Genomic DNA, 26,419 nt, shown 5'->3' with positions numbered 1-26,419 from the left:
CTGATCCGGCGCGCGAGGACGTCTGAAGAGACCCGAGGACGCCCGAGGCCAGCCCGACCTCTTCCTGGCATCCCCCTCGAGAAGGACCCATCATGCACCCGATGCCTCTCCCCCCGTCCGCTCCCCCGAAGCGCCCTGCGCCTGCGGCGTCGGGCATCACCAGGGCCCGGTTCCGCCGGCTCGCGGGCGCGCTGCCGCTGCTCGCCGCGCTCGTCGCCGCGCCATCGAGCGCCGCCGCCCAGGGCCTGCCGCAGGGCTACACGACCGACGAGCCTTCCGCCGCCGGTGAGACCGCGGCTTCACGGCCCGCCGAGACCCAGCCGGTCCAGGCCGAGGTCGGCGTGAGCGCCGAGATCGCGGTGGACGACTACGAGGACACCGACCCGAGCGCCCTGGTCGAGTTCCAGGAGCCGCTCGCCGCGTACGGCACCTGGATCGACGACGCGAGCTACGGCCGGGTCTGGGTGCCTTCCGCGGTCGTGGTCGGCCCGGGCTTCGCGCCCTACCAGACCGCGGGCCGCTGGGAGCTGACCGACGACGGCGAATGGCTGTGGGTCAGCGATTACGAGTGGGGTCACATCCCCTTCCACTACGGCCGCTGGGTCTGGCTCCCCGTCCACGGCTGGGCCTGGATCCCGGGGCGCGCCTACGCCCCGGCGTGGGTGGTCTGGCGCGTCGGCGACGACGGCTACATCGGCTGGGCCCCGATGCCGCCCACCTATTACTGGAGCAGCGGCGTCGCGGTGTCGCTGTGGACGGTGCCCCCGGCGGCGTACGTCTTCTGCCCGACGACCTACGTGTTCCACCACCACGTCCACCGGCACGTCGTCCGGGATCGCGAGGTCGTCCGGCGCATCGCGGCGCATTCGCACCCCTACAGGCCGGCGCGGCCGACCGTGAGCCGGACCGGGCGCGACGAGGTCCGCCCGGACGGCAGGCGGGGGGCGGGGCACTCCAGCCCGTCCCACGGCATCCGTCCTGGCAGCTACCGCCCCGCATCGCCCTCGCTCGCCGAGGCCCGCGTCCCCTCGTCGGCTGCGCCGAAGGTCCGCGGCAAGGCGGATCCCCGCGCCCTCGCGTATGCGCGCAAGAGCACGACGCCGAGCGCGCGGCTCGCGCCCCCGTCGTCGCGTCGCATCTCGGCGCCCCCGGCGCCGGCGGGCGCTCGGCGGGCGGCGCCGTCGCTGCGCACGCCGAGGTCGCACGACGACGCGCCGGCCTCCGTCGCCAGGCCCGGCCTTCCGGGGCGGGGCTTCTCTGGCGCGGACGCGCCGCACCGCGCCTCGAGGGCGACCGTCGCGCCCCCGTCGGCTGCGCCGGCCCCGCCGCCGCGGGCGCTCCCGTCGCCGCGCGTCGCCCCCTCGCCGCGCGTCGTCACCGCTCCGCCAGCGCCGCGCGTCGACGCCGCGCCGTCCGCGCCGCGCGCCCTCCCGCAGCGGTCGGCGCCGGCGCCGGCGCCGCAGCTGAGCGCGCCGGTCGCGAGGCCGCGCGCCCTCCCGAGCGCGCCGCCGGCCCCGCGCCCCAGGATCCACATCCCGTCGGGCCCGGCTCCGGGGCGGGCGGCGCCGGCGCCGCCGGCTCGTCCGCGGTCGAGGTAGCGATTGGTCCACGTCTTGCGACGCCCACGGGCAGGAGCAGATGCGATGACGTTTTCCGCTGACTTCGTGAAGCTTCGTTCACTGGGGCTGTGGTCGTTCCTTCTCGTCGCCGCGCCCCTCGCTTCGTCCGGCTGCATCATCGTCGACGAGGACGACCACCACGCGGGCCACCAGCACGACGATGGGGACGGCTGGGAGGACGACGACGACCACAACGAGCCTCCGCCGCCCGCGGATGAGCCGATGCTCGTCGCCATCGACACGGACGCCGCCCTGAGCAGCGAGCCGGGCGAGGGGGTCGGCATCTTCGTCGAGTACGCGGCCGGCGGGACGTGGCGGCTCTGGACGACCTGCGACACCAACAGCTCCAAGGTCGTCTGCAGCTTCGACCTCTACGCCTCGGTGGACACGTCGTCCGAGCTGTTCGACATCGTGGGCACCGACCTCGAGAAGTCGGACGCGACGCGCCTCGCCGACGACGGCATCGCGTACCTCCACGCCGAGACCGGCTCGGACATCGACGCGATGACGATCACCACGACCGAGGGCGCCATCGTCCGGCTGGAGGCGTACCTCGACGGTGTCCAGGAGCCTCGCTACGTGTACTGGTTCGGCGACGGCGTCCTGCATGAGGGCGCGCCGACGAACCCGATCGATTTCGAGCCGACCACGCCCTGAGGGCGCGGGGGCCGACCTCGCGCCTGGAGCGGCCTTCGCTCGGGTTCAGTGCAGGCGTCTTCCGTGGTTCGTCTCTCGTCCCCGTCTCTCGTCTCTCGTCTCCGTGCTCGTCTGCGTGCGCGTGCGCGCTGACTCCGGGGAATCGCGCACGCCCACGCGCACGCAGACGAGCACGAGAGACGGAAGACGGAAGACGGGGACGAGAGACGACTCACCGCGCGGCGGGAGGAGCACGGGCAGCGGGGACGCGGGCCGGTCAGGGCGTCTTCTTCGGCTGGATCGGCTGCCCCTCGACGTCCCACGCCTCCGGCTCGCCGAGGCCGATCGCCTGGAGCTGCGGCAGGATCTCCTGCCGCGGGCCCACGATCACGAGGGTCGCCCCCTTCGGATCCACCGCCCTCGCCAGCTCCGCGAGGCCGGCGAGCGTCGCCTGCTGCCGCGCCTGGCTCGCGGCGCCGTCGAACGTCTCCGGCAACGAGAGCCTCGCCAGCGTCCCGAGGCGCAGCGCGGTGCGGTTCACCGTCTCGTAGGCGGAGACGAGGTCCGCCCGGTCCTGCGCCTGCACCTTCGCCAGCTCGTCCCGGGTCAGCCCGGAATCTGCCATCTTGGCAAGCTCGGCGAGCATCTCCTTCAGGGCAGGTCCGGTCGCCTCGGCGACCACGGACGCCCGCGCGACGAAGGCGCCCGGCCGCTTCGTCTCGCTGAACGCCGACGCCGCCCCGTAGGACCAGCCGTGATCCTCGCGCAGGTTCTGGTTAAGGCGCGACGTGAACGAGCCGCCGAGCGCGGTGTTGACCAGCTGCAGCAGCGGCCGCCGCGGATCGCTCGCGGCGACCCCCTCCCGCACGACCGCGATCACCGACTGCGGCGCCCCCGGGCGGTCGACGAGCACGAGGCGCGGCGGCTTCCAGGCCGGGGCCGCGGCCGGCGCGCCCTTGTCGGCCGGCGCGGCGCCCGCCGGCGCGCCCTTGCCGGACCAGGCCCCGAGGTCGCGCGCGATCGCCTGCATCACCTCGTCCCGGGTGATGTCGCCGACCACGGAGATCACCGCGCGATCGGGGCGCCACGCCGCCTTGTAGAACGCCTTGACGGCCGGGAGCCCGATCGACTTGGCGTCCGCGAGCAGTCCCTCGACGGGGTGCCCGTACGGCGTGCCCGGCCCGTAGAGCGCGGCGGTCGAGACCAGCGCCGAGACCCGCGTCGGGTCGTCGCCGCGCTTGCGGAGGTCGTTCTGCCAGAGCTCGCTGACGCGCTTCCACTCCTTCGCCTCGAAGCGCGGGCGCGCGACGACGTCGGCGAGGAGCGAGAACGCCTTGTCGAAGTTCTTCTTGAGCACGGAGAGCGTCGCGACGCTGCCGTCGGCGCGCGCCCCGACCGAGAGCGTCGCGCCGAGATCGTTGATAGCGCTGGACAGCTCCACCGCGCTGCGCTGCCCCGCGCCCTCGTCGAGCATGTCGGCCGTGATGTGGGCGAGGCCCGCGGCGCCCTTCGGATCGTCCGCCGACCCCGACGCGACGGCGACGGACACCGCCACGATCGGCAGCGTGTGGCGCTCGAGGAGCCACACCTTGATGCCGTTCGGCCCGTCGAGCACCACGGGCGCGGGCGGCGTGAACGGCTGCGGTTTGGGCAGCTCCGGCTTGGGCCCGAGCGGGTCCGCGGGCTGGGCGGCCGCGGCCGGGGGCGCCTTCTGCGGCGCCTCCGCCCGTGCCGGGGACTGCGCCGGCGCCTTCGGCTCGCAGCCGACGGCCGCGGCGAGCAGCGCGATCAGGGCGCCTGCGTTCCTCGCTCTCATTTCGTCACCGCCTTCTTCGTCTCGTCGCTGCCCTTCTTCGCCTCGTCGCTGCCCTTCGGCACGACCCGCAGGATCACGCGCGCGTTCGGGTCCAGCGTGCTCTTCGCGACGGCCTGCAGCGACGCCGCGGTCGCGTCGCGGTAGCGCTTCAGATCCTGCTCCACGAACCCTGGCTGGCCCGTCCACGTCTCGTACCGGTTGAGCATCGAGGCCCGGCCGGCGACCGACTCGAGCGCCGTCACGAAGGCGGTCTCGTACTGGTTCTTGGCCCGGTCGAGCTCCTCGCGGCTCAGGCTCTCGTCGCGCACGCGGGCGAGCTCGGCGTCGATGGCGGCCTCGAGCTTCTCGAGCGGCACGCCCGGCCGCGCGATCGCCTCGACGGTGAACGTCGAGCCGAGATCGCCGGAGCTCTGCAGGGCGCTCACCTCCTGGGCGAGCGCCTTGTCGTAGACGAGGGCCTTGTACAGGCGGCTCGCCTTGCCCTGCTCGAGCGCCGTGGCGAGCAGATCGAGCTCGGCGTCGCCCGGCGCGAAGCGCGCGGGGCTGTGCCAGGTCATGACCACCTTGGGGAGGTTCACGTTGTCCTCGATCGTCTGGCGCACGACGCCGCTCAGCTTCACCGGCGGCGGCGCGGTCGCCGCGGGGACCGGCCGCCCCGGGATGCCGCCGAAGTACCGCTCGATGGTGTCGCGCGCCTTCTGCGGCTCGAAGTCGCCCGCCACGACCAGGGAGACGTTGTTCGGCACGTACCACCGCCGGAAGAACGCGGTCACGTCGTCGACCGTCGCGGCCTGGAGGTCCTCGTGCGAGCCGATCACCGGGTGATGGTAGGGGTGCCCTTTCGGGTACATCAGCGAGGGCAGGAGGAGCTCGACCTTGCCGTAGGGCTCGTTCTCGCTGGTCTGGCGGCGCTCGTTCCTCACGACGTCGCGCTGCGTGTTGAGCTTCGCGGTGTCCATGCTGTCGGCGAGCGACGCGAACCGGTCGGCCTCGAGCCAGAGCAGGAGCGGCAGCGCGTGGGCCGGCGCGACCTCGTGGTAGTCGGTGCGGTCCTCGCTGGTCCACGCGTTGTTCCAGCCGCCTTCGGCCTCCATCCACGCGTCGAACTGCTTCGTGGGGACGCGGCGGGTCCCCATGAACATGAGGTGCTCGAACAGGTGCGCGAAGCCGGTGCGCCCCGGCTCCTCGAACCGCGAGCCGACCTTGACCATGAGGTTCAGGGCGACCATCGGCAGCGCGTGATCCTCGTGCAGGATCACGGTGAGGCCGTTCTTGAGGGCGTACTTGGTGAAGGGGACGTCGAGCTTGGGCGGGGGCGAGGCGGCGGTCGGCGCTCCCGGCGCGGGCTTCGGAGCGGCGGCCTCGGGCGGCGCGGCCGGGGCGGCCTTCGGCCCGGAGAGAGAGAAGGCGGCGGCCACGGCGGCCAGGATCGGCCCCGTGGAGCGCGGGAGCGGCGGGTGACGCGCGCGGGTCTGCATGGGCCGAGGGTTGCGCCGGTCCCAGGCGGGACGCAAGCGGCCGGGAGCATCGAGGGCGAGATGCAGCCGGCGAGGGCGCCGTTGTCAAGTTGTCACGGAAAACGGACGCACGGCGGAAGCGGAAGGAAAGCGCGGCGCGGGCGCGGGACAGCCGGGCTCACGAAGGCGGGGCGCCGGCCGGGCTCGCGGGCGCTGCGGGTGGAGGCACCGCCCCCTGCCGGTTTTCGACCGGCTTGCTCTCCGCGGCCTTGCGGGCCTTCTCCCGCCGCGATGCAGCGCGGCGGCGCCGCTCGTAGGCGCTCGTGACCTCGCGGACGATCTCCGGATGGCGGCGGAAGACGTGCGCCGCCGTCTTCCGGATGGCGCCGACGCGCTCGAGCATGAGGTGCAGGAGCTGATTGCGGATCGTGGTCGCGGCGGCCGAGGTGGCGCGTTCGGGGATCGCCTCCAGCGTTCGCCGTTGCAGGTCTTCCGCGAGCTTCCGGGCCTCGGCGATGAGGCGGACGTCGAACTCCTCGTCGGCCTCGACCAGGCGGTCCTCGAGCGACTCCGCGAGCTCCGCGTAATCGCGGAGCGCCTGGGAGAGGGCGCTGGAGCGCTGGCCGTCCTGCGCGTGGAACGCCTTGAGGCGCGCGAGCTGCGCGTCGGCGGGCTCGTCGACGTCGTCGTCGAGCAGGAACTCGAGCGCCGACTCGAGCTCATCGACCAAGAACCGGGCGCGCTCTCCCAGGTCGGTCACTGCGGGGTCGATGATGAGGAGCAGCCGCATCTGCGCCTCCTGCACGGCGTGGACGATGGAGAGCAGCTCCTCGCTGCTCGAAGCGGGCAGGCGGCTCTTGACGCGCTTGAGGCCCGGGCGCTCGCCGTCGGGCTCCCAGTACTTCTTCACGAACGCCGCGGCGGCGACCGCCTCGCGCACGGCGACGTCGTACGGCAGGCTCAGCGGGTTGTCGGTCCGCGCCTGCTCGGCGGCGGCCTTGACCCAGCGATCGTAATCCTTCCGCTTCTTTGCCATGACGATTGCTCGACCCCCTCCTCCTGCGGTCCGCGGCCCTGCGGCCGCGGCGCGGAGCGGCAAAGATGAGCTCGCTCGCAGGGGTGTCCAGAGTCGACGCACGATCTGGACGCGCGTGGGAGGGCGCCGGAGGGGAGAGGTGGCGGTGGGATGTCCTGATGGCCGGGTGGCGTGTCCTGATGGCCGGGTGGCGTGTCCTGATGGCCGGGTGGCGTGTCCTGATGGCCGGGTGGCGTGTCCTGATGGCCGGGTGGCGTGTCCTGATGGCCGGGTGGCGTGTCCTGAGGGTGACGCAGGGCGCGGCGGCCTCGCTCGTGGCCTCTCATCTCATTTCCAGATCGTCCGCACCTCCTGCCCGGAAATCCACAACGAGAGCACCTCGGACGGCACAGGGCCGGTCGAGGGTCGAGGTGGAGCGCTGGGACAGCCGGGCGCAGCGGCCGCTCTCGCTGCGTGCGCCCGGGTGGAGATCGGTGGAATGGGTCAGTACGACATCGCTTTGCGGCACATCGCGCTGCGCTGCGGCGACGAGCTCGCTCGGGGTCTGACGCTCGCATTTGCGGTCGACTCGGTCTCGTGGATCGAGACGCAGCTGACCGCGCTGGAGCGCAGGATCGACCGGGTCCTCGAGCTTCGCGGCGGCGGTCAGCGGCGCCTGGTGCAGCTGGAGTTCATCGTCGCGCCGGGCAATGACCTCGCGCTCCGCATGTTCGAGTACGCGGTCCTGCTCGTGCTCTCGCTCCGGGCCGCGGTCGACCCGGGCCGGGGCGACCGCGCCATTCCCCCGGTGGAGAGCGTGGCCGTCCTCCTCAGCGGGCGCGCGGCTCCGTGGCCGCTCGAGGGGCAGTTCCGCACGAACTGGCCCGAGAGCGAGCGCTTCTGCGGACAGCGCTTCCGCATCGAGGCTGTCTACCAGCGCAAGGTGGCCGAGCTGATGGCGCGACCGGGCGTGTTCTGGCTCATCTTCACGCCCCTCGCCGTCGACGCCACGGAGGGCTCGATCCGGCAGGTGGTCGAGGAGATCCGCCGCCGCGAGCCTCGCGATGAGCAGCGCGCGGAGCTGTATGCCGTGATGCAGGTGTTGGCGGAGCTGGCCCCCTGGGGGCACACTTGGCACAAGGAGATCAGGATGCGAGTACAGGAGCTGGATCAGCAGTCGATCCTGGCGAGCGAAACCCTGCGGGAGGTGTTCGAGCAGGGCATCGAGAAGGGCATCGAGAAGGGACGCAAGCAGGGCATTGAGGAGCTGCTGCGGGGCGTGCTCGCGCGCCGGCTTCGCCGCGAGCTGAGCGCCGTGGAGCAAGCCGCCGTGGCCAACAGGGCGAGCACGCTGGGCGATCCCCAGGCGGCTGCCGCCGTGTTCGAGCTGGACACCGAGGCCCTGCTGGCCTGGTTGCTCGGCCCCGACGCGGAGTGAGCGGGCGCCTCCGCGACCGGTGGCAGCTACTCCCGCGGCACCCAGCGCGACAGGACGACCCCCGGGATCGACGCCGCGAAGGCGATCGCGAAGAACGCCGTGAACCCCACGCCGGCGGCGAGGTAGCCGCTCACGCTGCCGGCGAACGTCGCCGAGACCGACATCAGCGCCGACCCGATCGCGAAGTGCGACGACTTGTACCCGTCCACGCAGCGCCGCATCAGGAACACCACGAGCACCGCCGTGCCGATCCCGGCGGCGAGCTGCTCGAGCGTGACGAGCGCGACGATCCACGGGAGCGCCGGCCTGAGCCCCGCGAGCGCCACATAAAGCAGGATCGCCAGGCTCTGCAGGAGCGCGATGGGGAAGATCGTGCGCGCGAGCCCCCACCGCTTGATGAGCACACCGCCGAGGGTCGAGCCGGCGATCGAGGCGACCGTGCCGACGCCGGCCACGTTGCCGCGCGCCGCCGTGTCGAGGCCGAGGTCCTTCAGCAGCGGCGACGACATCGCGAACATGAGCGCGTCCCCCGCCCGGTAGCAGAGGATGAACGCGAGGCTCGACGCGATCCGGGGCTGGCGCAGGAACGCACGGAACGGCTCGACGTACCGCCGCAGCCCGGCGGCTCCCGGCGCCGCCCCGGGCGCCGTCGCCGCTCCGGGCGCCGTGGCGCCGGGCGCGGGCGCTACCGCGGGGCGCGGCAACCCCATCGCGTGCGCGCCCGCCAGCAGCGCGAGCGCGGCCGCCGCCACGGCGAACGACGCGCCGAAGGACGCCCAGCCCGCGAACGCGACCAGGAGCGCGCCCGCGAGCAGCGCCAGCCGGTACGCCCCGACCCGCAGCCCCGAGAACGCCGCCTGGGCGTCCTTGTCGAGCGCCTGCAGATAGAAGCCGTCGACCGCGATGTCGTGCGTCGCCGCCGCGACGGCGACCAGCCCGAACAGCGCCGCGACGAGCCCGAGCGCGCCGCTCTCCGCCGTCGCGGCGAGGCCGAGGAGGATCACCGCGAGCGCGATCTCGGCCCCCACGAGCCAGCGCCGCGCGCTGCCGTGGAGGTCGACCAGCGGGCTCCAGAGGAACTTGAGGTTCCACGGGAGCCCGTAGAGCGACACGAGGCCGATGATCTGGAGGCTCGCCCCCGCCGCCGTGAAGAACTCCCCCGCCACCTTGTGCGCGATCGCGTAGGGCAAGCCCTCGGCGAAGTAGGTCGACGAGATCCACAGACCCCGGCTCGCCGCTCGCTCCGCCGCCGCGCCGGACGTCACCGCCGCGCCGGACGCCGCCGCCGCGCCGGACGTCACCGCCGCGCCGGATGCCGCCGCCACGCCGGACGTCACTGCGGGGGCGCCGCGCCTCGCGGCCTCCGCGCCCTGATCGGACAGCGCGGCGCGCGCCGGGGCAGCGGTCTCGACGGACTTGTGGGATGTGACGGCAGCCTCCACGCCTTCTCCGCACCCTTACACGAAGCGCCCCGGGGCGGAGCAAGTTCCAGGGCGCTCGGGGGCGCAGACCACCGCGCCGAACCGTGCGCGACCGCGCGGAACCGCGCCGACGCCGGCGCGAGGGAAGCAGCGGACTCCATTGCGAGCGACGCTGTGGTATCGGTCCGGCATCTGGTTTAACGGTGAACTGCATGCGACGGGCTCGCGCTCCCTCGGTGTCCCCCTGCCGTAACGGCCGCGACGCCGATCGTGGCGCCGCGCGTCCGGACGGCCGACACGCCGATCGTGGCGCGGCGCGTCCGGACGGCCGCGCGGCCGCCCCGGCGCGCACGGCCCTCGCGCCGACCTGCCCATCTCCGGTACTTCCGAGGGAGCGAGCGTGAACGAGTACACCCGGCGCGAGGAGGTCCGCGCCACCTTCATCGCCTCGGCCATCCTCGTCCTGTGCATCGCCGTGGCGGTCCTCCGCCTCGTGACCGTGGAGGGCAGGCTCGTCCCCGACCCGGCCGCGCGGCGGCAGGCCGAGGAGTCCGAGGCCCGCATCGCCCCCGCGCGCGCGTGCGCCCTCGCCGGCGAGAAGCTCATCGTCGAGATCGACCTGTTCAAGAAGGCCGCGAAATCCGCGCGCATGCCCGCCCCGGGCGAGGAGCCCCCGGCGCCGCCGCCGGTCACGAAGACGCGCGCGCCGCGCAACACGCCGCTGCCGAAGCCCAAGGAGCCGGACAAGCAGGGCGCGTGGGCGTCCGCCCAGCCGCTCTACAAGCAGGTCAAGACCCTCGCCGGCTGCCGCGAGGCGACCGAGGCGCTCCTCGGGGCGCGCGTGAGCGCGATCCCCGCCTGGGACGCCATCGTCAAGGCGGCCGCGATCACGCCGCCGGGCACCGCCGAGGCCGAGCAGTTCGAGGCGGCGAAGCAGCTGCTCTCGCTCCTCGCCGACATCCCCGCCGACAAGGTCGCGCAGGCCACGAAGGACGCCGAGGCCGCCTACAAGGCGAACGCCGAGCGCGACCGGGAGCGCGCGCTCACCGCGATGGTCCGCGAGCCGCTCCCCCAGGGCGTCTTCTCCCGGCGCGTGGCGGTGAGCGTCGGCGTGGGGCTGACCGTCTGCGCCCTGCTCATCAGCTACCTCGGCGTGCGCGCCGCCTCGATGCGCCGCCTCGCGACGCTGCTGCCGCTGCGCGACGCCGTCCGCAGCGGGCGCCCGGGCATGCAGGCCGCCGAGATCCTGAAGACCGCCGCCGCGCACAACAGCGGCGAGCCCGGCATCGTCATCGGCGCGGCCATCGGCGGGCTCTCCGCCGCGCTCCTCGCGCCGAAGGACGCCGACCTCTTCGTCGCGGGCGTCATGGCCGGCCTCCTCATCGGCCTCGGCGGGCAGTGGGCCTTCCGCCTCGCCCTCGGGGCGAGCCGCTGGCGCGCCCGCGCCACCGAGCTCGCCGAGGTCGAGAAGCCCGCCATCCCGATCGTGCTCGTCCTGAGCGGCGTGAAGCCCGGCCTCGAGCCGGAGTTCATCCAGTTCCTCCGCTCGCTGCCCCCCGCCGACGCCGCCGCGGCGGTCGAGAAGCTCGCCTCGCAGGCCGAGGAGCGCATCCTCGCCGCCGCCGACGCCGGCGCGGCCTTCCCCCAGGGGAAGCCGCCGCCGGGGTGACGCTCGCCCGAGCAGGGCGCCCCGCCCGCCGCCGGACGCCCGCGCGCCGTCGCGGCGGACGGCGCCGCGGCGGCGCCGCTGCACCGATCGCTCGATCCGCACGCGGTTCCATGGAATGGAGGCCCACCCGACATGAAAACTCCTCTGCAGGCCCGCCGGCCCCCCGGGCGATGGGCGCTCCTCTCGCTGCTCGCCGCCACCTGGTGGCTCGCCGCGCCCCCTGCAGCGGCGCAGGACCCGGCCGCCGCGAACGCCGGCGCGCCCCCGGAGCCTCCGCCGGCCGCGCAGACCGCCCCGCCGGCCGGTGCGGCCCAGGAAGACGGCGCCGCACAGGACGACGGCGCGCCCCAGGACGGCGCGCCCCAGGACGGCGCGCCCCAGGACGGCGCGCCCGCGGCGGACGGCGCCGGCGCGCCGCCCTCCGGCGGGGGCGGCGCAGCCCCGGAATCCGGCCCGCGCGCCGATCGCAGCCCGGCGCGGCGCGACCGGCCGGGAGCGACCAGCAGCCGCGCCACCCCCTCGAAGAAGCGCCGCGGCGACATCAACCCCTGCATGACGCCCGATCCGGGCTGGGGCGTCTACGACCGGTGGTCCCGCGCGCCCTCGATCGGGCAGATGATCATGCCCCACAAGGGCGGGGTCACGAAGCGCGGCGGCTTCGACGTCATCATCCACTTCCACGGCCACGAGGCGCTCCGGAAGGAGTTCGTGAAGACGGCCGACGGCGCCGTCCTCGTCGGCATCGACCTCGGCATCGGCTCGGGCGCGTACTCGAGCGCGTTCTCGGCGCCCTACGTCTTCGAGAACCTGCTCGACAGCATCGAGCGCGCGGTGGCGAAGAAGACCGGCAAGAAGAAGGTCTACATCCGGAAGCTCGGCCTGTCGGCCTGGAGCGCGGGCTACGGCGCCATCGAGCAGATCCTGCGCCAGCCCGCCGGCAAGCGGGTCGACGCGCTCGTGCTGCTCGACTCGCTGCACGCCGGGTACGCCGACGAGCACCAGCGCAAGCTCAAGGTCGCGCAGATCGAGCCGTTCATCGCGTTCGCGCGGCGCGCCGCGGCGGGCGAGGCGTTCATGTTCATGAGCCACTCCTCCATCCTGCCGCCCGGCTACGCGTCGACCGCGGAGACGGCGAGCTTCATCGTGCAGCAGCTGCGGGGCAAGCCGCGCGGCTCCTCGCGCCGCGACGTGCTCGGCCTCGACATGATCCGGCGCTTCGACCGCGGCGACTTCCACCTCCGCGGGTACACCGGCGACGACAAGCCCGACCACTGCGCCCACCTCGGCCTGATGGCGGACGTCATGCGGGTCCACCTCAAGCCGCGGTGGAAGACGCCGCAAGGGCGGCGCTAGATGGGCGGCATCGGCGTCATCATCAACCCCCGCTCGCGCCAGAACCTGAGCGATCCCCGCGCGGCCGTCCGGCTCGCGCGCGCGCTCGGCGACCACGGCGTCGTCCGCACCGCGCGCACCCGCGAGGACCTCGCCCGGATCGCGGAGGACTTCAGGAAGCTCTCCATCGACGTGCTCGGCATCTCCGGGGGCGACGGCACGAACCACGTCACCATCACCGGCTTCCTCGACGTCTACGAGGACGAGCCGCTGCCGCCGATCGCGTTCCTGCGCGGCGGGACGATGAACACCGTGGCCAACGCCGTCGGCGTGCCCCGCGGGCGCCCCGACGGCCTGCTCGCCGGGCTCATCGCCCGCTACACCGACCGCGGCCGGCACCCGCTGCGCTGGGTCGAGCGCCACGTGATGCAAATCGGCGCCCACTACGGCTTCATCTTCGGCACCGGCTGCGTCCACGGGTTCATCGCCGAGTACAATCGCAGCGAGGAGCGGAACGCGATCTGGGCCGCGAAGGTCCTCGCCCGCGCGAGCGCCGCCGTGCTCCTCAAGACCGACACCCAGGTCGCCGCGCGCTGGGAGGGCCGCGTCCACTTCGATGACGGCTCGGCCTTCCCGGACCGCGACTACCTCGCCGTCGCCGCCGGCACCGTCGACCAGATCGGCCTCGGGTTCCGCCCGTTCCACCGCTACGACGAGCGCCCCGAGAGCTTCCACATGCTGGGCATCCACACCTCCGCCCTCGGCTTCGTGCGGAAGCTGCGCGACATCTGGCGAGCGCAGCCGATGGGAGAGGCGCACACCTTCGAGAAGATCGCGCAGCGCGCGGTGCTCGAGGCGCGCTCCGGTGTGGTCCGCTACGTGTGCGATGGGGACGTGCACGAGCACGTCGGCCCGCTCACGGTGCGCATCGGCCCGCGGGTAAAAATCCTCGTGGAGCACAAGACCGGGCATCGACCTGTCGCCAGTCGGCGCACATCGCACGAGGTGTATGCCCGCGGCGCCCACGGCGAGCGCGCGCGCCGCGCGCGTTGATCGAGCGCCGTGCGGCGAGCGCGCGCTCGCCGCGCGCGCAACGACCGCGCGAGACCATGGCTGTAGGAGACCGGCAAAGTTAGAATACCCTCGCTCCATGTCGCCGCGCTCAACCTCCGCGCCCGCACCCTCGACGGGATCGACGCTGCGGGCTGATGGCGTGAGCCGCCCCTCGTCGTCGTCCGCGGCCTTCCCGCGCGGCAGCGCCCCCGACGCGGGCGACCCGGAGCTGCTCGATCCGGAGTCGCTCGATCCATCGCTCCTGTCGTCGCTCCGGCAGGTCGGCGCGCCGTCGCCCGGCCCGGCGCGGTCGACGCGGCGCATCTACCGCGAGGGCGACGTGATCGGCGGCAAGTACCGGCTGCGCTACGTCCTCGGCGAAGGCGGCATGGGGATGGTGTGGCTGGCCCACAACGACGTGCTGAACATCGACGTCGCGCTCAAGTTCATCCGGCGCGAGGTCACCTCGACCGAGGCGACGCTGCGCCTCCAGCAGGAGGCGCGCGCCGCGGCGCGCATCGATCATCCCTCGATCGTCCGGGTGCTCGACTTCGGGGAGTCCGATCACCGCGATCCGTACATCGTGATGGAGGTCCTCCGCGGCGAGCAGCTGGTCGAGGCGATCGAGCGCCGGAAGCGCTTCTCGCCCGCGGCCGCGCTCCGCATCCTGCTGCCGATCGCGAGCGCCCTCGCCGCGGCGCACGACCGCAGGATCGTCCACCGCGACCTCAAGCCAGAGAACATCTTCCTCGTGAAGAACGATCGCGGCGACGTCATCCCCAAGATCGTCGACTTCGGCATCGCCAAGGTGTGGAGCGAGACCGCGGGCGGCGACGTGACCAAGGCGGGCACGGTGCTCGGCAGCCCCGACTACATGTCGCCCGAGCAGGCCCGCGGCATCACCGACGTCGACGGGCAGACCGACGTCTGGGCGTTCTCGGTGGTGCTCTACGAGACGCTCACGGGGCAGCGGCCGTTCCTCGGCGGCAACTACCACGACCTCGTGGCCGCCATCCTCGTGAAGGATCCGGTGCCGCTCACCGAGCTCGGCGTCGGCGACGCGGCGCTGTGGAGCATCATCGAGCGCGGGCTCGCGAAGGAGCGCGCCGGGCGGTGGCGGACCATGCGCGACATGGGCGTGGCGCTCGCGCGGTGGGCCACCGAGAACGGGGTCGAGGAGGACGTGACCGGGACGTCGCTCGCCGTGCACTGGCTGAGCGACGGCGGCCAGCGGCGCCTCTCGGAGCGGCCGGCCGCGCGCCCGCCGCGCAGCGGCCCGGACGTGGAGACGATCGCGCGCGAGGAGCGCGAGGAGATCGCGCTGCCGCCCTCGGGTCGGCGGCGCTCCGCCATCGTCGCGCTGGCGGCGGTCGCCGCCGTCGTCGCCATCGGCCTCGCGCTGTTCACCCTGCGCGGCGTGACCGCGCGCGACGGCGGCGCCGACCCGCCCCCGGCCGCGACGTCCGCCGCGCCGCGCGATCTGCCCTCGCCCGCCGCCGCCGCCGCGCCGACGACGGCCGGGCAAGACGCCGGGAACCTGGCCCACCCCGCGCCGGCGCGCTCGGCCGGAGCGCCGGCGGCCGCCGGCGAGCCGCGCCGCGAGCCGACGGACGGCGGCGCCGGCCCCTCGGCGTCGCCCCGGAACGCGGGCGCCCGGCGGAGCGCCGCCCCGCGGACGACCTCGAAGACCCCTTCCGCCGCCCTGCCGGTCCCGGCTCGGCCGAACTTCTGAAGCCGCGATGCCGATGAACGTGAGGCCCGCTCGCGGAGCGCGACATCGCGAGCCCACGCTCGGCGCGCGATGGCCGCTGCTGCTCGCCCTCGCCGTGCTCACCGGCGCCTGCTCGCTGCTCGCGGACAGCGCCCTCTCCGACAAGCCGTCCGAGGGCGGCGCCGGCGCGCCCGGCAGCACGTCGACCGGCGGCTGCGCGCCGGACTGCCCGGCGGACGCGTGCTGCGGCGGGGCGTGCGTCGACCTGAGCCAGGACCCAGGGCACTGCGGCGCCTGCGGCAACGCCTGCGGCGCCGGCGAGTCGTGCTGCGACGGCGAGTGCACGAGCGTGCTGAACGATCCGTCGAACTGCGGCGCCTGCGGCGCGGCGTGCCCGAACACGCTCTGCGTGGGCGGCCACTGCTCGTCCGAGTGCGTCTTCGGCTTCGACAACTGCGACGGGAACATCGTCACGAACGGCTGCGAGGTCGATCTCACGAGCGATCCCGAGCGCTGCGGCGGCTGCTCCCTCCGCTGCCCCTCGGGCGCGATCTGCGACGAGGGGGAGTGCGCCTGCGCGCCGCCGCTCCTCGACTGCGACGGCCTCTCCGACACGGGGTGCGAGACCGACGGCTCGTCGAACCCCGCGCACTGCGGCGCCTGCGGCGTCACCTGCGGGCCGAACATGGAGTGCCAGGCGGGCGTGTGCGGGTGCCAGGCGGGGTACGCCGACTGCAACACGACGCCCGACGACGGCTGCGAGGCCTCGCTCGGCACGACCGAGAGCTGCAGGGCGTGCGGCGACGCCTGCTCGGACGGCATGGCCTGCGACCTGATCGGCGGCTGCGCCTGCACCAACGGGCTCCTCGACTGCGACGGCCTGCCCGGCTGCGAGTCGATCGTCACCGACCCGGCGACCTGCGGCGCCTGCGGCGTGCAGTGCCCGGCGGACACGCCGCGCTGCGACGGCACGGCGTGCGTGGTCACCTGCGCCCCGGGCCTCACCGCGTGCGGCCTCTCGTGCGTCGACACGCAGACCAGCCCGCGCCACTGCGGCGCGTGCGGCGTGGTCGCGGGGCCTCACCAGCACTGCGAGGCCGGCGCGCTGGCCTGCGACGCGGACTTCGCCGACTGCGACCCGAGCGCGCCGGGCTGCGAGTCCGATCTCGCCCGGAGCACGCAGCACTGCGGCGCGTGCGGCAACGCCTGCAAGCCGGGCGCCGCGTGCGTCGCCGGCGTGTGCGCGTGCGGCGGGTTCACGCCGCACGACTGCGGCGCAGACTGCCGCGCCTGCTGCTCGGACGCGGACTGCTCGGACGGCGACGGCTGCACCACCGACGTGTGCGAAGCCGGCGGCACGGCGTGCCGGAGCACGGGCTGCGCCGCCGGAGAGCAGTGCTGCAGCCTCGTCGCGTGCCGCCAGTGCTGCACCAGCGCCGACTGCAGCGGCGACGAGATCTGCTCCGGCGGGGCGTGCATCCCGCCCTGCGGCTCCGGCCTCGTGGCGTGCGACGGGGCGTGCGTCAGCCTGAGCTCGGTCGAGCACTGCGGCGCGTGCGGCAACGCCTGCCTGAGCGGCCGCGAGTGCCGCGACGGCGAGTGCACGCCCCCGCGGGTCGTCATGGCGGCGGCCGGCGCGCCCATGCCGCGGCAGATGGCCGCGGCGGCCTGGATCGGGGACGCGCTCTTCGTGTGGGGCGGCCGCACGGCGAACAGGGACGTGAACGACGGGGCGCTCTACGATCCGGCGCGCGACGCGTGGTCGCCGCTAGGCATCGAGGGCGCCCCCTCGGCCCGCGTGCTCGCCGGCGCGGCGTGGACGGGCTCCCGGGTGCTCGTGTGGGGCGGCGGCGCGTTCGGGAGCACGGCGGGCCTGGCCACCGGCGCCGCCTACGACCCGGCGACGCGGACCTGGCGCGCGATGAGCACCACGAACGCCCCCACGGCGCGGCGGTCGCCGATCGCCGTGTGGACCGGCACGCGCCTCCTGATCTGGGGCGGCGCCGCGGGCGGCGCGCCGGTGGGCGGCGGCGCGCTCTACGATCCGGTCGCCGACGCATGGTCGCCCGTCTCCAGCGTGGGCGCGGCTCCGGCGCGCGACGGCGTCGCGTGGGCGTGGTCGGGCGCGGAGCTCTACCTGTTCGGCGGGCGCGCCGGCGACTCGACCACGGGCGACGGGTACGCCTACAACCCCACGACGGACGCGTGGCGGGCGCTGCCCAGCGCGGGCGCGCCGAGCCCGCGGGCGGACGCGTTCGCGGTCTGGATGGGAGGCCGGCTGCTCGTCTGGGGCGGCGTGGACAAGGGCGATCGCGACCTCGACGACGGCGCGATCTACGACCCGGCGGCCGGCGCGTGGGCCGCGGTCGACGACAAGGACGCCCCCTCGCGGCGCAGCCGCAGCGAGCGGCGCACGGGCTGGACCGCGTGGACCGGCACGCGCGCGCTCATCGCGGGCGGGCGGAGCGATTCGATGCCCAGGAAGGACGGGAAGCTGTACGATCCCGCGGCAGGGTGGGGCGCGAGCGTGGCGGTGGCGAACAAGCAGCACAGCTACGGCGTGGGGGTCTGGACGGGGACCGAGCTCATCCTGTGGTCCGGGTTCGACGGGTTCTCGCTGCTCGCCGACGGGGAGCGGTTCAGGCCGTGACGCCGCGGCGGACGCGGGCCCTCGCCGGCCCCCTCGCGCTCTTCATCGCCGCGGCGGGGCTCCTCGCGGCGCCCGCGCCCGCCGCGGCGCAGAGCGCGGCCGACGTCGCGGTCGCGCGCGAGATCTTCATCGAGGGCTCCGAGTTCGCCAAGCAGGGCCGCTGGGAGGAGGCGCGGGAGCGGTACGAGCGCTCGCTCGCGATCAAGCGCGCGCCGATCACGCTCTACAGCCTCGGGGTGGCGCAGCAGCAGACCGGCCAGCTCGTCGAGGCGCTGGAGAGCTTCCGCGCGTTCCTCGTCGAGCCGTCCGCGCCGGCGACGAAGGAGTACGAGAAGCTCGCGCGGCAGGCGGTGCAGGAGCTCGAGCGCCACGTCGCCGGGCTCGATCTGAGGCTCTCGCCGGACGGCGTCGCGGGCGTGGTGGTGAAGATCGACGGCGTCGAGGTGCCCGCGGCGGCGCTCGATCGCCCTCGGCCGGTCAACCCGGGGAACCACGTGGTCACCGTGAGCGCGCCGGGCTACCGCGAGGCGCGGCGGAGCGTCGCCGCGGCGCCGGGGAGCCGCGTCGTCGTCATGCTGACCCTGGAGCGCGACGCCCCCGCGCCGGGCGCGTCCACCCCGGGCGCCTCCGCCGGGCCGCGGGCGTTTTCGGCGGAGGCGCTGCCGGGCGGCGCGGCGCACGGCGCCGCGCCCGACGCAGCGACGGTCCGCGTCGTGCCGATCGTGCTGCTCGCCGGCGGCCTGACCACGGTCGCGGCCGGCGTGGCGATCGGCCTGCTCGGCGTCGCGAGCGCGTCGGACGCGCCGACGCGGGACGGGGACGCGGCCGACGCCGCGCGGGCCCAGGCGCTCGCCGGCGACATCGTCGCGGGCGCCGGCCTCCTCGCGGCGGGCGCCGGCGTGCTCGTGCTGGTCCTCGACCGCGGCCCCGCCGGCGCCCCGCGGAAGCAGGCCTCGCCGCGCGCCGCCGTCGGCCCGCTCCGCCTCACCGTGCGCTTCTGATCGGCCCGCGGGGGCCGGTCGCTACGCCGTCGGCATCTCACCGCGGTCGAGGCTCACCACCACGAACGCGCCGTAGTTCAGCACCGTGAGCGAGTCGTCGTCGAGGATGAGCACGCGGACGCACTGGGGCGGGGAGGGCGCGAGCAGGTCGGCGTAGGGGTCGAACGGCGCCTCGTCCGTGGGCGGCAGCGCGGCGTGCAGGAACGCGTGGAGCCGCGCCCGGTGGCCGAGGATGACGCTCGCGGCCGGCGGGTCCGCGCCGCCGGCCGCGGCGCTGCGGAAGAGCAGCCGGCGCGCCGCCGGGGACACGACCAGGATCGCCGCGTCGGTCACCTCGAGCTCGCTGCACGTGCACAGCTGCTCCACGCGATCGCTCACGGCGTCCTCCACCGTCTGGAACAGCCGCAGCCGCCGCCGCTGTCCCTCGGTGAGCCCCGGCTCCTCGAGGTAGGTCTCGAGGCTGCACCCGTGCATGTTCCGCCCGCCCCCGTAGCTCATGCCGCCCGTCGTGGCGCAGTCTGCTCGCCCGCCTTTGCCAGCCGGGTCGGACAGCCGCCACGCCTCCCCGCATGGGCGTTCATGCACGGGATTAGCCAACGCCCCCTGCGCCGCTCCGGGGCGCGGCGCGGTCGCCAAGCTCTCCAGGCCCGGCGCGGCGGCGCGCCCGCGCGGCGGGCGGCTACTGCGCCGCGGGCGGCGCGATCTTCGCCGTGAGCTCGACCTGGGCGACACTGCGCTGGGCGGCCTGCTGGCCGCTGGCGCCGGGGGGCACGAGCAGCGCCTGGAGCCGCTGCGAGGCGTCGGCCGTGCCCGGCGCGTAGCTCGACGGCGACCAGGTGAGCGTGCCCTTGCCGGCGGAGTCGAGCCGGTCGATGGTCAGCGTGACGTCGCCGTTCGGGCCCGGCAGCTTGAGGTCGGCGCCCTCCGCGTACTGGCGCGTGTCCACGCTGAGCGAGACGACATCCCCCTCCACCTTCTCGATCTTGAAGACGCGGTAGCGCAGCACCGGCAGCTGCGCGCCCGACACCACGGCGCGGTCGGTGACCATCCAGTAGGCCCCCGCGCCGACGGGCTTGTCCGGCAGCGGCGGCGTGAGGAGCGCGATGGCCTCCCCGAGGGCGGCGAGCAGCGGCTGGAGCCCGGGGTCGGCGTCCTTGGCGAGCTCGGGCTTTTGGTTGCTGACCGCGTTCGCCGGCGAGAGATCGTAGCGCAGGGCGCTCCCCTTCAGCTTCGCCAGCGCGTCGGCGAGCTCCTTCGGCGGGCCGCCGATGGACATGGACGCGAGCGTCGCCGACGTGATCTTCGCGGTCACGGTCGTCGGCGCCGCGGGCGCGGGCGCGCCCTCCTTGGGCTTGTCCGCCGGCTTGTCGGCCTTGATGCTCAGGCCGAGCTCGAGGTTCGGCAACCCCTGCGGCCCGCCCATGCGCAGCCCGAGCGTCATGGCGACCTTCTGCTCGGATTTCGGATCGACCTTCGCGGCGAGCTGGGCGCGCGGCTCGCTGCCGGCGTCGATGACCTCGATCTTGTAGGGCATGTCCTTCGGGAGCGCGGCGGCCGCCGCCTGCGCCGAGAACACGCCGTTCTCCGGCGGGCCGTCCTTCGCGCCGCCCGGCGCCGGCCGGCTCTCGGGGCCGCCCGACGCCGCCGCCGCGAGCTCCGCGCCGAGCTTGCCGCCGACGACCGGGAGCGCCGGGCCGGCGTCGAGCGCGCCCGCGTCGGCGGCGGACTGCGCCTTGCTCTTGTCCCCGTCGCAGCCCGCGAGCCCCGAGAGGGCGACCGCCGCGAGCATCGAAGCCATAACCCCGCGCCACCGAGTGTGCATGACGGCGGGGTGTAGCCAAAACCCGCGCCGCGTTCCAGCGCGCTCTTGCGCCAGCCGGGGAGCCGCGGCGGCGGTCAGGCCCGCCGCGCGGCCTTGAGCCCGCCGATGAGCTCCAGGAGCTCGAGGGGCCGGAACGGCTTCGCGTAGTAGGCGGTCGCGCCGAGCGCCTCGGCGCGGGCGCGCGCCTCGCGGTCGTCGAGGGCGCTGATCACGACGATCGGCAGGCTGGCCGTCGCCGGGTCCGCGCGGAGGCGCGCGCAGACCTCGAAGCCGTCCATGCTGCCGGGGAGCATCAGATCGAGCAGGAGAACATCGAAGGGCTCGGTCAGGGCGCGCTCCACCGCCTCGGGGCCGGTGCCGACGCCGATGACCTCATGGCCGCTCGCGCCGACCAGCGCCTCGATCATGCGCCGGATCGCGTCCTGATCTTCACAGAGAAGGATACGCATGGTCGCGAGCTCACGGAGCCTCGCACCGGCGCCGTCGCGGGGTCAAGCGGGAACGCGCCCACCCCGTCCGCTCGCGCCGGGGTGGTCGCCTCGGGGCGCCCCCCCGGCGTCCGCTGGGCGGCCGGCCCCACTCCGCGCGGTGGCCATCCTTCCAGGAGCGAACGCTAAGCGCGGCGAGGGCGATCGCGGAGGCGCGCGGCGCTCGCCGGCGGGCGCAGCGCGAGCTCGATGCCCACGCGCGCCCCGCCGCCCCCGCGGCGCTCGGCGAACGCGCGACCCCCGTGCGCCTCGGCGATGCGCTTGCACAGCGCGAGGCCCAGGCCGAGCGAGCCGCGCTCGGCGCCGCTCTCCCCGCCCTGCGCCCGCTCGCGCCGGAAGAACGGCTCGAAGATGCGCGTCTCCTCCCCGTCCGCGAACCCGGGCCCGCGATCCTCGACCTCGAAGACGACGCGGCTCGGACCGCCGGGGCGGACGCGCAGCCGCTCGGCCCCGCCCGCGTGCGCGCGCGCGTTCTCGAGCAGGTTGGCGAGCGCGCGCGCCAGCAGCGTCGCGTCCGCCTCGAACGCCGGCGTCCCCTCGGCGACCTCCAGCAGCGTCGGGTCGAGCCCGGCGCGCTCCAGCGCGCGGATCGCGGCCTCGGCCGGGTCGAGGCGCGTCAGGGTGAGCGCGGCGAAGTCGATGCGCGAGCTCGCCAGGAGGTCGCCGACGAGCGCGTCGATCTCCATGACCTCGCGATCGAGGTCGTCGAGCACGGGCGCGCCGGCCCCGCCGTCCCCGCGGGCAATCTCGGTGAGCAGGCGGATCCGGGCGAGCGGCGTGCGGAGCTCGTGCGACACCGCGGCGAGGAGCTCTCGCTGGTCGGCGATCTGGCGCTCGATGCGCGCGGCCATGTCGTTGACCGCCTCGGCGACCACGCCGACCTCGCCGTGGCCGTGGCGGTCGAGCCGGACCCGGCTCGACAGCTTGCCGGCGCCGATCTCGTGGACGACGTGGGCCAGGTCGACGAGCGGGCGCGCGAGGCGGCGCGAGATGAGGCCCGAGGCCGCCCACAGGACGGCGGCCACGGCGAACAGCGGCAGGGCGAGGCGGAGGGACGCGCCGGACCGGCCGCGCCCGGGGCAGAGGAGCACGGTGCCGAGCGAGCCGCCGTCGCCGGGGACCGGCGCGACCAGGGGCTGCACCCGGCAGGGCTGGCCGTACCGCGCGAGCCGCCGCCCCTTCGCGTCGAGGAGGTCCAGGTCCGTGTCGAACTCCTCCGCGATCACGCGGGCGAGGGCGTCGCGGGCCACGGGATCGCCCCAGACCCGCTGGAACTGGAGGCCCACGAAGGACTGGGCGCGGGCGTGCTCGTGCCGCCAGCCGGAGTTGCCGACGCGGTCGATGGCGCCGACCGTCGCGATCGCCGCGAACGCGGTGATCAGGATGGTCGCGCCGAACCACATGAAGATCCGGCGGTGCAGCCGGGCGCTGAGGAAGCGGTTGATCGAGACCTTCCGCCCGTTCTCGAACAGCCACGAGCGGCAGCGCATCACGCGCGGTCCTTGGCGAGCACGTAGCCGACCCCGCGCACGGTCTTGATGAGCTTCGGCGACCTCGGGTCGTCGGCGAGCTTCTGCCGCAGGTGCGAGATGTGCACGTCGACGGTCCGCCCGCCGACGTTGACGTCGCCGCGGCCGGCCTCCTCGAGGAGCGCCTCGCGGGCGACGACGCGGCCGGCGCGCCGCGCGAGGGCGACGAGGATGTCGAACTCGATGCCGGTGAGCTCCGCGGGCTTGCCCGCGACGGTGACCACGCGGCCGGGCACGTCGATGGCGATGTCCCCGGCCACGATCCGCTCGCCGGCGGCGTCGGGCGTGGCGCGCCGGAGCACGGCGCGGAGGCGCGCGAGCAGCTCGCGCGGGCTGAACGGCTTGGCGATGTAGTCGTCGGCGCCGATCTCGAGGCCGACCACGCGATCGGCCTCGTCGCCGCGGGCGGTGAGCATGAGGATCGGCATCGAGCTCTTCTGCCGGATGCGGCGCACGACCTCGATGCCGTCCATGCCGGGCATCATCACGTCGAGCAGGACGGCGTCGAAGGTGCCCGCGGCGAGCGCCGCGAGGCCTCGCGCGCCGTCGCACGCGACCGTGACCGTAAAGCCGTTCTGCTCGAGGTAGCTCGCGAGCAGGGCGTGGAGCCTGGAGTCGTCGTCGATGAGCAGGAGCCGCAGCGCCATGGAGGGACCCGAAGGGAAGGGGCGGCAGCGCGCGGCGGCCGCCTCTGTCGTGTATAGCTCAGCGGCCGGGGGCGGTGTCGGTCTCCGGCGCCGCGGGGCGCGCGGGCGCGGCGCTCCGCCACGAGGAGCGCTCGGCCTCCCGCGCGGCGTCCACGCAGAGGGACGCGACGTGGCGCTGGAAGGCGTCGCGGCGGGCCTCGGCCCGGCAGCGCAGCGCCGAGAAGCCGGAGGCGTAACCGAAGACGGTGCCGAGGACGAGCAGCGTGATCGTGATCTGGCGTCGCATCATGGTCTTCGTTGCCTCCTTCACGCCCACTCGCCGTGCGTCCTGTAGGGATCGGCGCGGTGGCCGCGCCGACCGGCCCTGCCGGACCACAGATCGCGGAACGCGGCCGGCCCGATCTCGATGAGGTCCGCGAGCTGCTCGCGCTGGCGGTCCTCGAGCACGGCGTGGACCTTGCCGAGCGCGCCGACCGCGGCCTTGCGCAGCGACTCGATGGCGGTGTCGTGCCGCGCGAAGAGCTCGCCGAGGCGCGTCTCGTCGAAGCTCGGGCTCCGCATGGCGGCCGCGACGTCCGCGCGCGTGCTGCGGATCTCGCTCCGGTGCGCGTCCGCGGCGGCGCGGAGCTCGTCGACGGCCGCGACGATGGCCTTCTCCTGCGACGGCGTGGTGCCGAGCCGGTCGAAGAGGAACGACAGGAAGAAGCGACGGCGGAAGCCGAAGCCGCCGAAGCCGCGCCGGCCGAAGGGGCGCGGCCCCGCGCCCCAGTGCCCGCCGCAATCGTACCGGCCGGCGCGCTTCAGGGTCATGATCAGGCCGATCAGGCAGGCCGTTCCAACGATGAATCCCAACATGATGAGCACCCTCCGTGAGCGTCTCCGCTGTCGATCCGTGCACGGGGCATGTCCGCGCGGCGCCCGGCTCGTCCGGACGCGCGCGCGGCCCCGGTCGCAGTCGGCCGGAGCCGCGCTCGCGCGGCCCCGGGCTGCGAGGCTGGAGCCGCAGACGCGCGGCCCCGAGCCACGACGAAGCTGCGCAGGGCGTGTGAAGGATGTGCAGGCGCGCTCGTGAAGAAAGATGAAGGAGGCCGCGCGCGGCGCGGCGATCTGTGCTGGGCGATACGGCGCGGCGCGCTGCGGTGAGGCGCCGCGCTGCGGTGAGGCGCCGCGCGGCGGTGAGGCGCCGCGCGGAGGCGATGCCGTGCGGCGCGCGGCCCGTGCGGCCTCGCGCCCTCGGGCGGCCCTACCTCGCCGGCTCCACCTCGCCGAGGTCGTCCAAGTCGTCCACCTCGGCCTTGGCCTTCTCGTCGCTCGAGACCGCCCACGGATTTGTGCGCTCGCTGTCGGCTGGCGCGCCGTCGCCTTCGTCGGCGTCCTCCGCTTCGAGATCGTCGAGCGACTCGACCCCGGCCGGCGAGGCGCTCGGCGCGGGCGGCGTCGACGCGCGCGGCGCGGGCGGCGTCGACGCGCGCGGCGCGGGCGGCGCGGGCGGCGTCGACGCGCGCGGCGCGGGCGGCGCGGGCGGCGTCGACGCGCGCGCCGACGAGACGCCGGGGTCGCTCGGGAGCCTGCTGCGCGGCGGCTCGGCCACCTGCGATGAGACGGACGCCGCCGCGGCGCCGCCGGTCGACGGCGGCCTCGTCACGATCGCGCTCGGCGGCGCGATGCCTCCGGCCGGCCTCGAGCCCGCAGGAGCGCCGGCCGGCGGGCTGCTCACCGAGGGCGGGAGCCCTGCCGGCGGCGAGCTCGCCGCCCCGGAGGAGGCCCCACCCGGAGCGGCGGCCGCGGCGGGCTTGCCGGGATCCGGCGCGCCGCCGGACGACACCGAGGCTGGCGCCGCCGGCGAAGAGGCGGGCGCGTTGCCGGACGACGCGGGGGCGGACGCCGCGGGCGCCGAACCGGGCGCGCCGGCCGGCGACACCGGCGTGGACGCCGCCGGCTTCGACGCGGGCGCGCCGCCGGGCGAGACCGGCGCGGACGCCGCCGGGGCCGACGCGGGAGCGCTGGCGGCCGGCACGGCCGGCGCGGGCGCGCCGCCGGGCGGCGCGGCGGACGGCGCGGGCGCGCCGCTGCGGACCGACGACACCTCGGCCGGCGCCGCCTTCGGCGTGGCGGCGCGCGCCGCGTCGAAGCGCATCGCCTTCTGCGCGAGCTGCACCACGGGGAGGATCTCGCGCGGCGGGATGTTCGCGGCGATCACGTCCGGCCCGGCGATCGCGAGCTCGCCGTCGGCGTGGAACGGCACGCCCGGGCGCTCGCGCTCCTGCTTGAGCCGCGCGTTGTCGATGGCGACGCGGACCTCGAGCGGGATCCGGGTCTGCCACAGCCGGCCGTCGATCGCCGTGCGCACGTCCCACGGCGTGAGGATCGGCGTCCTGCCGATGCCCTCGAACGGGCTCCGGTCCGCGAGCAGCGCCTTGAGCAGCCAGGCGACGATCTCCTGGTGCTGCGGCGTGTCCTGATCCCACGGCATCGACTCGCGGAAGAACTGCCAGTAGCCCCCGGCCGGGCCGTACACGGCGAGATCGCGCGGATCGAACGCGGCCTCGAACGCGCGCGGGGTGATGTCGCCCTCGTCGATGACGGAGTCGATGAGCGCGCCCTGGAAGTCCGGCGTCTTGCGGCGGGCGGCCCGCGGCGAGAGGCCCGTGAGCGAGGTCGTGATCTGCTGGCGAACGTCGCTCCGCTCGCGGAACCAGCTCATCCGCTCGACCGCGCCGAACCGCTCGCGCAGCTTGACCGGCGTCCACCACGGCAGATCGAGCTCGCGCAGCCGCGCGATCAGCTCCGCCACGAGCTGCAGCGCAGGCTCGCTCGCGAGGTGCACGCGCGCTTCCCTCCTCAGCGTCTCGTCGTCCTTGCTATCGGGATCCCGGTGCTGCAGCGATCGCTCCGCCATCGTTCCTCCGTGTTCCCCCGGCCGCTCCGCTGAATACCAGAACCGGATCCGCGCCGGCAGCCCGCGCGCGCGGCGGTGGCGCGCGCAAGCCCGGCGGGAACCGAGCCTCGACGCGCGCGGCGCGCATCCCCGCGGACCGCCAGGATGTCGTTCTGCAACGACGCGCGAACGCGGGGCGGCGGCGCGCCGATCGAGCGCGGCCCGCGGCTCGCCACC

The 26,419-nt window shown here is 75.1% G+C and carries 21 protein-coding genes; 9 read left to right on the top strand and 12 right to left on the bottom strand.

The window, feature by feature from the left end:
• Positions 1-92 precede the first annotated feature (92 nt).
• Complete coding sequence (locus tag WMF33_RS12340; protein WP_437337312.1) at positions 93-1,598, top strand: DUF6600 domain-containing protein; 1,506 nt, start codon at positions 93-95, stop codon at positions 1,596-1,598.
• A 45-nt stretch (positions 1,599-1,643) separates the two neighbouring features.
• Complete coding sequence (locus tag WMF33_RS12335) at positions 1,644-2,276, top strand: hypothetical protein (protein ID WP_437337311.1); 633 nt, start codon at positions 1,644-1,646, stop codon at positions 2,274-2,276.
• A 256-nt stretch (positions 2,277-2,532) separates the two neighbouring features.
• Here the strand turns inward: WMF33_RS12335 and WMF33_RS12330 are convergent, their stop codons facing one another.
• From WMF33_RS12330 to WMF33_RS12320, 3 genes are all read right to left on the bottom strand, one after another.
• Complete coding sequence (locus WMF33_RS12330; RefSeq protein ID WP_437337310.1) at positions 2,533-4,071, bottom strand: M16 family metallopeptidase; 1,539 nt, start codon at positions 4,069-4,071, stop codon at positions 2,533-2,535.
• Positions 4,068-5,549 (bottom strand): M16 family metallopeptidase, encoded by a 1,482-nt coding sequence (locus tag WMF33_RS12325; protein ID WP_437337309.1) that lies wholly within the window; start codon positions 5,547-5,549, stop codon positions 4,068-4,070. Before WMF33_RS12325 ends, WMF33_RS12330 begins: the two co-directional genes overlap by 4 nt.
• A 157-nt stretch (positions 5,550-5,706) precedes the next feature.
• Complete coding sequence (locus WMF33_RS12320; RefSeq protein ID WP_437337308.1) at positions 5,707-6,564, bottom strand: hypothetical protein; 858 nt, start codon at positions 6,562-6,564, stop codon at positions 5,707-5,709.
• Between the two features lie 478 nt (positions 6,565-7,042).
• Here WMF33_RS12320 and WMF33_RS12315 point away from each other — a divergent pair, with 478 nt between their 5' ends.
• Positions 7,043-7,981 (top strand): hypothetical protein, encoded by a 939-nt coding sequence (locus WMF33_RS12315; RefSeq protein ID WP_437337307.1) that lies wholly within the window; start codon positions 7,043-7,045, stop codon positions 7,979-7,981.
• Between the two features lie 26 nt (positions 7,982-8,007).
• Here the strand turns inward: WMF33_RS12315 and WMF33_RS12310 are convergent, their stop codons facing one another.
• The gene (locus WMF33_RS12310) at positions 8,008-9,423 is read right to left on the bottom strand and encodes an MFS transporter (RefSeq protein WP_437337306.1); all 1,416 of its coding nucleotides are present in this window, start codon (positions 9,421-9,423) and stop codon (positions 8,008-8,010) included.
• 379 nt (positions 9,424-9,802) lie between these two features.
• Between WMF33_RS12310 and WMF33_RS12305 the strand changes: the two genes are divergently transcribed.
• From WMF33_RS12305 to WMF33_RS12280, 6 genes are all read left to right on the top strand, one after another.
• On the top strand, positions 9,803-11,071 hold the full coding sequence (locus WMF33_RS12305; RefSeq protein ID WP_437337305.1) for a hypothetical protein: 1,269 nt from the start codon (positions 9,803-9,805) through the stop codon (positions 11,069-11,071).
• Between the two features lie 132 nt (positions 11,072-11,203).
• On the top strand, positions 11,204-12,424 hold the full coding sequence (locus WMF33_RS12300) for a hypothetical protein (RefSeq protein ID WP_437337304.1): 1,221 nt from the start codon (positions 11,204-11,206) through the stop codon (positions 12,422-12,424).
• Positions 12,425-13,456 carry a diacylglycerol/lipid kinase family protein gene (locus tag WMF33_RS12295; RefSeq protein WP_437337303.1) on the top strand — a complete coding sequence of 344 codons (1,032 nt, stop codon included), beginning with the start codon at positions 12,425-12,427 and terminating at the stop codon, positions 13,454-13,456. It begins immediately after the preceding gene.
• 160 nt (positions 13,457-13,616) lie between these two features.
• On the top strand, positions 13,617-15,188 hold the full coding sequence (locus tag WMF33_RS12290; protein WP_437337302.1) for a serine/threonine-protein kinase: 1,572 nt from the start codon (positions 13,617-13,619) through the stop codon (positions 15,186-15,188).
• A gap of 13 nt (positions 15,189-15,201) precedes the next feature.
• Positions 15,202-17,817 (top strand): Kelch repeat-containing protein, encoded by a 2,616-nt coding sequence (locus tag WMF33_RS12285; protein WP_437337301.1) that lies wholly within the window; start codon positions 15,202-15,204, stop codon positions 17,815-17,817.
• The gene (locus WMF33_RS12280) at positions 17,814-18,818 is read left to right on the top strand and encodes a PEGA domain-containing protein (protein WP_437337300.1); all 1,005 of its coding nucleotides are present in this window, start codon (positions 17,814-17,816) and stop codon (positions 18,816-18,818) included. Before WMF33_RS12285 ends, WMF33_RS12280 begins: the two co-directional genes overlap by 4 nt.
• A 21-nt stretch (positions 18,819-18,839) precedes the next feature.
• On the opposite strand, the gene WMF33_RS12275 is transcribed toward WMF33_RS12280, so the two are convergent.
• From WMF33_RS12275 to WMF33_RS12240, 8 genes are all read right to left on the bottom strand, one after another.
• Entirely contained in the window at positions 18,840-19,403 is a 564-nt protein-coding gene (locus WMF33_RS12275; protein WP_437337299.1) for a hypothetical protein, read from the bottom strand.
• A gap of 94 nt (positions 19,404-19,497) precedes the next feature.
• Positions 19,498-20,616 carry a hypothetical protein gene (locus WMF33_RS12270; RefSeq protein ID WP_437337298.1) on the bottom strand — a complete coding sequence of 373 codons (1,119 nt, stop codon included), beginning with the start codon at positions 20,614-20,616 and terminating at the stop codon, positions 19,498-19,500.
• Between the two features lie 98 nt (positions 20,617-20,714).
• Positions 20,715-21,089 (bottom strand): response regulator, encoded by a 375-nt coding sequence (locus tag WMF33_RS12265; protein WP_061628100.1) that lies wholly within the window; start codon positions 21,087-21,089, stop codon positions 20,715-20,717.
• A 164-nt stretch (positions 21,090-21,253) separates the two neighbouring features.
• Positions 21,254-22,618 carry a HAMP domain-containing sensor histidine kinase gene (locus WMF33_RS12260; protein ID WP_061628099.1) on the bottom strand — a complete coding sequence of 455 codons (1,365 nt, stop codon included), beginning with the start codon at positions 22,616-22,618 and terminating at the stop codon, positions 21,254-21,256.
• On the bottom strand, positions 22,618-23,304 hold the full coding sequence (locus WMF33_RS12255) for a response regulator transcription factor (RefSeq protein WP_020734467.1): 687 nt from the start codon (positions 23,302-23,304) through the stop codon (positions 22,618-22,620). Before WMF33_RS12255 ends, WMF33_RS12260 begins: the two co-directional genes overlap by 1 nt.
• A gap of 58 nt (positions 23,305-23,362) precedes the next feature.
• The gene (locus WMF33_RS12250) at positions 23,363-23,593 is read right to left on the bottom strand and encodes a hypothetical protein (protein WP_044988081.1); all 231 of its coding nucleotides are present in this window, start codon (positions 23,591-23,593) and stop codon (positions 23,363-23,365) included.
• Between the two features lie 17 nt (positions 23,594-23,610).
• A complete protein-coding gene (locus tag WMF33_RS12245; protein WP_061628103.1) occupies positions 23,611-24,159 on the bottom strand; it encodes a Spy/CpxP family protein refolding chaperone in 549 nt (182 codons plus the stop codon).
• A gap of 388 nt (positions 24,160-24,547) precedes the next feature.
• Positions 24,548-26,203 carry a hypothetical protein gene (locus WMF33_RS12240; RefSeq protein WP_437337297.1) on the bottom strand — a complete coding sequence of 552 codons (1,656 nt, stop codon included), beginning with the start codon at positions 26,201-26,203 and terminating at the stop codon, positions 24,548-24,550.
• Positions 26,204-26,419: the final 216 nt, after the last annotated feature.

Origin of the sequence: Sorangium sp. So ce394 (assembly GCF_051474665.1) — a bacterium.
In the GTDB taxonomy this organism is placed as follows: domain Bacteria; phylum Myxococcota_A; class Polyangia; order Polyangiales; family Polyangiaceae; genus Sorangium; species Sorangium cellulosum_D.
The sequence above is the reverse complement of the archived record's forward strand: the minus strand, read 5'-3'. Positions and strand labels throughout refer to the sequence as shown.